Origin of the sequence: Bradyrhizobium sp., from assembly GCF_030646015.1 — a bacterium.
GTDB lineage: Bacteria > Pseudomonadota > Alphaproteobacteria > Rhizobiales > Xanthobacteraceae > Bradyrhizobium.
In genome coordinates this window covers 1-7701 of the sequence record NZ_JAUSLT010000110.1, presented here as the reverse complement: position 1 = coordinate 7701, position 7701 = coordinate 1, and the positions used below count along the sequence as shown (strand labels likewise).

Annotated in this window: 5 protein-coding genes; 2 read left to right on the top strand and 3 right to left on the bottom strand. The window is 59.1% G+C overall.

Going from position 1 to position 7701, the window contains the following annotated elements; all coding sequences use genetic code 11:
- Window positions 1–242 precede the first annotated feature (242 nt).
- Window positions 243–995: an SDR family NAD(P)-dependent oxidoreductase gene (locus Q7T45_RS17805; protein WP_304872321.1), complete on the bottom strand. Its 753-nt coding sequence runs from the start codon at window positions 993–995 to the stop codon at window positions 243–245.
- A gap of 442 nt (window positions 996–1437) precedes the next feature.
- Between Q7T45_RS17805 and Q7T45_RS17800 the strand changes: the two genes are divergently transcribed.
- On the top strand, window positions 1438–2430 hold the full coding sequence (locus Q7T45_RS17800; protein WP_304872320.1) for an SGNH/GDSL hydrolase family protein: 993 nt from the start codon (window positions 1438–1440) through the stop codon (window positions 2428–2430).
- 1123 nt (window positions 2431–3553) lie between these two features.
- On the opposite strand, the gene Q7T45_RS17795 is transcribed toward Q7T45_RS17800, so the two are convergent.
- Window positions 3554–4327, bottom strand: a complete 774-nt coding sequence (locus Q7T45_RS17795; RefSeq protein WP_304872319.1) for an outer membrane protein — start codon at window positions 4325–4327, stop codon at window positions 3554–3556.
- A 436-nt stretch (window positions 4328–4763) separates the two neighbouring features.
- Between Q7T45_RS17795 and Q7T45_RS17790 the strand changes: the two genes are divergently transcribed.
- On the top strand, window positions 4764–5675 hold the full coding sequence (locus Q7T45_RS17790) for a tetratricopeptide repeat protein (RefSeq protein WP_304872318.1): 912 nt from the start codon (window positions 4764–4766) through the stop codon (window positions 5673–5675).
- Between the two features lie 271 nt (window positions 5676–5946).
- On the opposite strand, the gene Q7T45_RS17785 is transcribed toward Q7T45_RS17790, so the two are convergent.
- Window positions 5947–6159 carry a PRC-barrel domain containing protein gene (locus tag Q7T45_RS17785; protein ID WP_304872316.1) on the bottom strand — a complete coding sequence of 71 codons (213 nt, stop codon included), beginning with the start codon at window positions 6157–6159 and terminating at the stop codon, window positions 5947–5949.
- Between the last annotated feature and the right edge of the window lie 1542 nt (window positions 6160–7701).

The following is a 7701-nucleotide window of genomic DNA, read 5'->3' as shown; positions in this document are numbered from 1 at the left end:
GACCATCGATCGAACCTCGGGTATTTCTTGCTTCTCCCCTCCTCCCGCTGCGTCCGCCGAAGCCGTTTGGCGAAGGCGGGCGAAGCGGCGGGGAGGGGTCGGGGGTGGGGGGTCTATCGGTACACTCCGCTGACAGCGAATTTGCCGAAGCACCCCCCACCCCCGACCCCTCCCCGCCACGCGCAAGTGCGCGTGGGAGGAGGGGGGAAGAGCATCGCCATGCGATGCGTCGTTACGTCGTCCTAGTGAAAGATCCGTCCGGAGTCGATCACGACGGCCTGGCCGGTCATGGTCCCGGTGCGGCACATCGCGACCACCATGTCGGCGCAGTCGTCCTTGTCGGCCGGCTTCTTCAGCAGCGAGCTGGAGGCGGCGCGCTCGACCTGCTCGGACCGCAGATTGGCCGTCGCGCGGGTGCCGTCCAGCAGGCCCGGCGCCACGCAGTTGACCAGCGTCTCGGGCGCCAGCGCCACCGCCATGCACCGCGTCAGGTGAATCAGCCCCGCCTTCGACACGGCATAGGCGATCGAGGAGCCGGTCGGGCTGAGCCCCGCCACTGACGCGATGTTGACGATGCGGCCTTGCCCCTGGGCCTTCATGACGGGCGCCACCGCCTTGATCAGGCGCATCGGCCCGGTCAGGTTGATGGCCATGATCTTGTCCCAGGCCTCCATCGTCAGGTTGTCGAGATCGCCGAACGGGATCGCGACATTGTAGGCGGCGTCATTGACCAGGATATCGAGGCGGCCGAAGGCTTTGGTGACCTCGCCGACCAGCCGCTCCACCGCAGCACCATCGGTGATGTCGCAGCCGAACGCCCGGGCGTTGACCTGATAGCGCGACGCCAGTTCGCCGGCGACGCTTTCCGCCTGCTCGCGGCTGCGCGCGTACATCACAGCCACATGCGCGCCCTCCTGCGCCAGCGCGTGGCAGATCCGCTGCCCCAGCCCGCCATTGCCGCCGGTCACCAGTGCGACTGCGCCCTTCAGATCCATCGGTTCTTTCCTCTGATGCGGATGCGATGTCGCGAGTCGCCGGCTGTGCAGCTCGACCACGATACAACGTCTCTCTGGCAGCTTGCTCGATGAGTAGTTTTGTCAGGAATCCCATACCGAGGGCAAGCTTCATCACGTCAGCGACGGGTCATCAAGCGACATCGCTTCGAACCCCATTCCTGGCACAACACTGCCATCGCTTCGCCGATGTCCCTTCCTGGAGGTGCAACAGACTTGGTTAGGTCGTTGGCAGATGTCGCCTTTTGACCCCAAGCGGACATTGGCAATCGCCTAGATAGGCAAGTTGCAATTCGTCATCTACCATGGGCTGACGGCAGATTCGACATCACTTCCTACCATGAGTTAATAAATAGGACGCATGTGCGAGATTGCGATGGTCCCAAAACTGAAGCAACAGAGATAAACACGGACAACGATGGAGATGAAACATTTGACGAAGCGAAATTGGTATCGGGAAGCATTTCTTTCGCTGGCTGTTACGCTAGCGACGTTGGCCGGGCTGGAAATCTTTCTTCGCGTTGCCGACTTCAAAGAGCTGCGCGAGACTTTGACCGAAAGGTCGCTCGCTTACGGTTATGATGTCGAACTCGGCTGGGCGCCGGTACCGAATTCTTCATCGCTCATCAAGACGTTTCGCACGACTCACTACCAGCATAATCGCCTCGGCTTGCGTGACGAGGAATTCAGCTTGGACGCCAAGCCGACGATCATGTTCTTGGGAGATTCCTTTGTCTGGGGGCTTGATTCCGAAGCCCATGAACGCTTTACGGAGCTGCTGAAACCAAAAATTCCCGACTACAAGATCCTGGCGGCGGGGGTTTCGGGGTACGGCACCGATCAGGAGTACCTGCTGCTCAAGCGGTTGTGGTTAAAGGTCAAGCCGACTGTCGTCGTGCTTATCTTTTGCGCGGATAACGACCGGATAAATAACAGCACTAATCGAAGCTACGATTATTATCAGAAGCCTTATTTCGCGGTCCGGCAGGATGGATCGTTAATGCTAATGGGGCAGCCAGCTCCGAAATCTCAACTGTTGTATTACAAAGAGAATGGGCTGGTCCGAAATCTTTGGCTGGCGCGACTGGCTGTGGATGTCTATGTGCAGCTCAGGTACCCGCCGCTACTCGTACCTGACCCCACAGAAAAACTGGTCGGGAAGATCCGCGAATTTGTCGAGGGCAATGGCGCCAAGTTCCTGGTTGGGATCCAAAATCACGACGAGGCGCTGGTCCGTTATCTGCAAGCAAACCGGATCCCGTTTGTAGGACTTGAAGGAGCTGCGTTCTACACGCAAGGAGGATGGGGCCCTCACTGGACACCTGAAGGTCACGAATTCGTCGCTGAACGCATTCTGGGTCTGCTGTCCGCAAACAATATCGTTCGCTATGGGGCGTCCGTCCAAAATGCCAAATAGCTGCTGATCCCCAGTCCTGCCGAGAGTTGAATCGAATGATCTAATCATCGCGTGACTTCCGCAATTGGCACAAAGCGTCGGTTTGTGCGGCGCAACGACATGTCCGGAGTTTAGGGTAAAGCCGAACTGCCGGTTCAACGCCCGGGCTTCGCACTTTGACCCATCTGCGACATTCAGCAGGTGCGCAGACCGGCGTCCGGTGCGGTGGCTTACCAATGTTGATCCAACTCAATGCTGCAAAGCATAGGGGGCCTAGGAAAATATGAGAGTGAATGGCGGATTGCCCACCATTGTTCTTCGCCGCAGGCTCAACCGAAATAATTCATCGAAGTGATCAAATAGCGCTTCAGTCCGCGCCAACGGCGGCGGCATAAAGCGATCGAAATTGAGGGACCGGATGAGTGGAGTAGCGACTAAACCACTCCTTGCTACCATCATATTCTTCGCAAGTGCATCGCTCGCTCTTGGACAAGCCGGTTCCACCGGCGGAACGATCGGTAAGACGGACAAATCGATATCGGGCGGGCAAAATGCAGCAGGACCGAACCCACCGACGAGTTCTCGCTCAAATGGTCAACGGCCAGTCGAAAGAGGCGCCTCTGCTCAGTCGTCCGAAGCTCCTGTCGCAGGCCGGTGGCGTTGGATCGCAGATTGTGCTGGCCAGCCCTGGCGAGGGGTGTTCGATCTTGTCGAGACGTCGCGGGGGCACTTTAACGGGAATTTCGCTGGAACATCTTGGCACGATGTCGGAACAATCACGGACGGCCAAGTTAATGGCACTAGCGTTACCTTCACGCGAACAGGCCAAGTTGTACAATATTGGAGAGGTCAACTCGCGGCCAGGCGAATCAAGGGCACGTTGTCGGGCAACGCAACTTGTAGCTGGGAAGCTACAAGGAAGTGATGATGATCGAACTATGAGATGCAGCTACATACCGCCTCCTGGCACGAACCGGACCTGTGCGTGTAGCCGGGCAATGTCGGCTATCGGGGGTAGAACCGACATGCCGGGAGGGCGGCCAGACTTCTCAGTTTGACCCGGAGCGAACATGCGTGACGCAGACACTCAACAAAAAGCCCCGGACGATGCCGGAGCTTTAATTCTTGCTGGAGAAAAGTTAGATCAGTACTTCGCGACGACCGGGCCACCCCAGCGGTAGTTGAGTCGCGCGGTGACCATATCGACGTCCTGACCAATGCGGTTGATGGCCGCGCGAGCACCTACCGGAATACCGAAGTTTCCAGCGCCGTAGCCATCGACGTCACGGGACCCCATGAACATGTGGTCGTATTCGACGCCGACCGACCAGTTCGGAGCAAAACCGAATTCGACACCGGCGCCAATCACGGCACCCCAACGGGTTTCGCTGCCCGTGAAGAGGGTTAGAGCGGTCGCGGTCTGGTAGGTGGAGTATTTGTCGTTCACCACGGCGGCGCCGCCTTTGACGTAGAGCAGAGCATTGTTCCAGGCATAGCCCACCTGGCCGGTGAACAGACCGAACGCATCAATCCTCGACCTGTTGGTGAATCCCGCGAGGGCTAAAGAGGTGGCGGCATTGCTGCCGCTAAAGTCAGCCCAGTTGCCCTGCGCCTCCAGGCCGAACACCCAGTTGCTCGCCTGCCACCGATAACCGAGTTGACCGCCGACGGTGCCGCCGGTCGCGTCATGGCAGCCTCCGGCCTCGGCCGGAATAAGAGGGGCGCCGTTGTTGGTGAGATCCCAGCACTTGTGGCTCGAACCGCCACCACCGTTGAGACCGATGTAGAAGCCGCTCCAGTCGTACGCGGCGGCAACCACCATGGGTGCCTTGGTGTAGGGGCGCGCAGAAAGATCTGCTGCCGACGCGGAAGTCGCCATTGCGAGAATGCCAGCCGTAGCGACCAAAAACTTCTTCATATCGATCTTCTCCGCCTGGCCCCGCAAGGCAATCTTGATCTCTATACAGATATGGGATTGTAGCCCGCATGCCTGTCACCCTGTGGCCACAGTGCAGCGAATAAGTGCAACCGCTGCACCACCCGCGACTCGCTTCCATCGACTGAATGGCGAGTGGATGGCCGCTCTTGACCCAACTCGGACATCGGGCCTAGGCCGCGCGGCAATCCAAAAAGTGGGACCCTGGGCAGGCGTCCATCCATCCGGGTCCCTTAAACGCGATTGCTGGCGGATGTCGATTGTCGGGGGCTAGAGCGGGACACGACCTTGGACATTCCGGCACTTCCGAAAAGGATGTCGCCATCCCATGGCAAATACTCCCTTGCGGCAGATCAATGTCAGAGCGAGGCACCGCGCGGATAAGTTAAACATGAGTGCCGCGTAGAAGGGGACCGTCATGTCATGCTCGCTTGGTGCAGTTGTTGCAGCCATCATTCTGGTGGTGAGCTTCGTCGTGCCGCTGGCCGCAGGTCCGTACGAGGACGGGATAGATTCGTATAAGAGGGGCGATTATTCAACCGCCATGCGGCAATTGCGACCGCTGGCAGACCGAGGCGACGCCAGCGCTCAGCTTATGCTCGGGAACATTTACTCCTTTGGCCATGGCGTACCGAAGGATCACGCCGAGGCCGTGAAATGGTTCCGTAAGGCAGCGGATCAGGGCTCGGCCCTTGCCCAGCTCAATCTTGGTGTAAGTTACGCCAACGGGGTCGGCGTGCCACAGGACGATACCGAGGCTGCGAAGCTGTACCGCAAGGCAGCCGATCAGGGTCTTGCTAACGCCCAGTCCGGTCTTGGCAACATGTACGAGACTGGCCATGGTGTGGCGCAGGACTTTGCCGAGGCGGTGAAGTGGTATCGTAAGGCAGCGGATCAAAACTTCGCCAGCGCACAATTCAATCTTGGAGGCATGTACATCAGAGGTCAGGGCGTATCGCAGAATTATGGTGAGGCGATAAAGTGGTATCGGAAGGCCGGAGACCAACGCTACGCGGCCGCACAGTATAATCTCGGGGTTATTTACGCCAACGGACAAGGCGCACCGCAGGACTATGCCGAAGCACTAAGTTGGTACCGCAAGGCTGCCGACCAAGGTCACACCGGGGCACAGCTCAATTTGGGGGGCATGTACTTCAGAGGCCAGGGCGTGCCGCAGGACAATATTCGCGCATACGTCTGGTTTCACTTGTCGGCTGCGCAAGGCAATAAAGATGCAAAGACGGTTCGAGACGCAATGGTGGAGCTGTTGACCCCGACGCAGTTGGCCGACGCGAAAAAACTTGCCGACGAGTGGAAGCCGGCCAAATAATTGCACACAGCAGAAATAATGCGAACTTCACTTGCTGACGATAAACCGAAAATTGACGGTGCAGATCGGCGCAGCTACGTGTGTTTCCGAAGGCAATGTCCGGGCGCGGCGATGGCAGCTTAGAAGGTTCGGCGATGCAACTCGCCCCGCGCCGACGAGATGATCGAATGATGTCGCTTCGTGGCACGAACCGGCCCCCCGCAATGTCCGCAGTTTGGTCGCTATCGAAGGGAAAGCGGACATGCGCTCAGACGCTCACCGAGGTCCGATTTCAGCGGGTCTCCGCCAACTTCACCGTGGAGATAGGCCACTTGCCATCGTGGCCCCTGATTGAAATTCGTAGGCCGTGCAATTCATCAAGCCAAACCCTTTCCACTGTCCCCGCCCTGCCATCGGTGAGCATCACGGCCGTGCCGACAAGTTCGGCCTGAACTTGCTCGAACTCGCCGAGGATCGTGGTCGCGCGGACCATCACAGTTGGCATCGGTGTCACCGAATTTAGAAGCTAAGCGAATGCACTGTCTGAATATCAATGACGCGCAACTCGTGGCCACTCCAGGGCAATTGGGTGTTTCGGCGGAACCACGTGAGACGGTTCACTTCCGAAATTGGCACTTAACCGACATCCCGACCGCGTCGCGCAATGTCTGCTATCGGGGGTGAACCGGACTCTTTGGGTGCATCGCGGTATCGACGCTAATGACCCGCAGCGGATATCTTCGGATCCATTCAGGATCCTACTGCTTCGTCGCTGTCCAGCTGCCCGCGCAACCATTGGGGCGAGAGTAGGTTCCGGTGCCTGTGACGCCGGAGAGGCGACCGACCGCAACTTGGGTGACACCAGTCATGGTGGTGAAGGAGACGCGCATCGCACCGCTGGCGCTGACCTGACCGCCGCCGTTCCCAATGCTGATTCTGCCTCCTGAAATAGCGCCCTGCCTCATCCCTGCACCACAGCCTGTCGCGACGAAGGCCCACGTACCGTCGAATCTTGAAACGTTGCCGCCGTCTGCTGGCGCTGGTGTCTGTCGCGCGCTGGACGCGGGCTTGCTCCTGCGCGCCGGCCGCTCCGGCTCCGAACTCTGGGTACCTGACACGGCCTTGTCCATCTTGCCGATGGTCCCGCCAATACTGCCTTGCGCGCAACTGTCGGAGCAACCGCAGCCGGCGATGAATAAACCGCTGAGAACGACAGCCTGCCCGACAAATCCACGGGGATGCATCAAGACAGCGTTCTCCTACGACTTACCCGAATGATCGACCCAAGACTTGCTGGAGTTCCTGGCCCCTCAACTTCATCCATACAGACCCGACTCCGAGGCCGTGGGATTGACTCAGATCAAGCCGAGACACTGCAAGCGCTGTCGGGATTTTGACGGCGGGCGAAGGCAAAGACGAAACGCAAGGCAGAGTGGGAACACTTCCGTTGTTGGCACATTTGGCGCGATGTCTGGCTTGAGTCCGTTATGCCCACCAAAGCGGACCTTCGGCGACGACCACGCTGCCTCCAGCGCATTTGCCGTTAGCGCGCTCAACGGCTCCTGCAGGCCCTTTGCACCGCTACCCACCCTGTTCCGCCCCGCCTGCGACAAATCAACCCGTCGGGTAAGATTTCGCTTTTTCCGAAATCCAAATCACCATTATAAATCACGCATCCTGTCCCCTTAGGAAGGGGCGTTGGCCATCGTCACCGAACGTTGGGATGGGATTGCGGTGGACGCGACGGCATCGTGCGCGGGATGGGATCGCAGGGCGGGATAAACTCCGTGAGCGGTCTGGAACGTGCAGACGAGCGGTGCCGGAGCGTACGGCAAAACCGTGTGGACCTGACGCCTCAGTGGTCGGCGTCAAGTCTGCGGAAGGCACGTCGGCCCGACCGGGCGCGGACGAGCCAGCTATCCGCAGGCGACGGAGGCGAGAAGAGCCCGATACTCCGGGGTGAGCGCGAGATAAGCCGTAAAGCCATTGCGCAGGGAATGTCGGATGTTCTCCGCTGCCCTGTATGCTCGTGTGCGCCTTTTTCGCA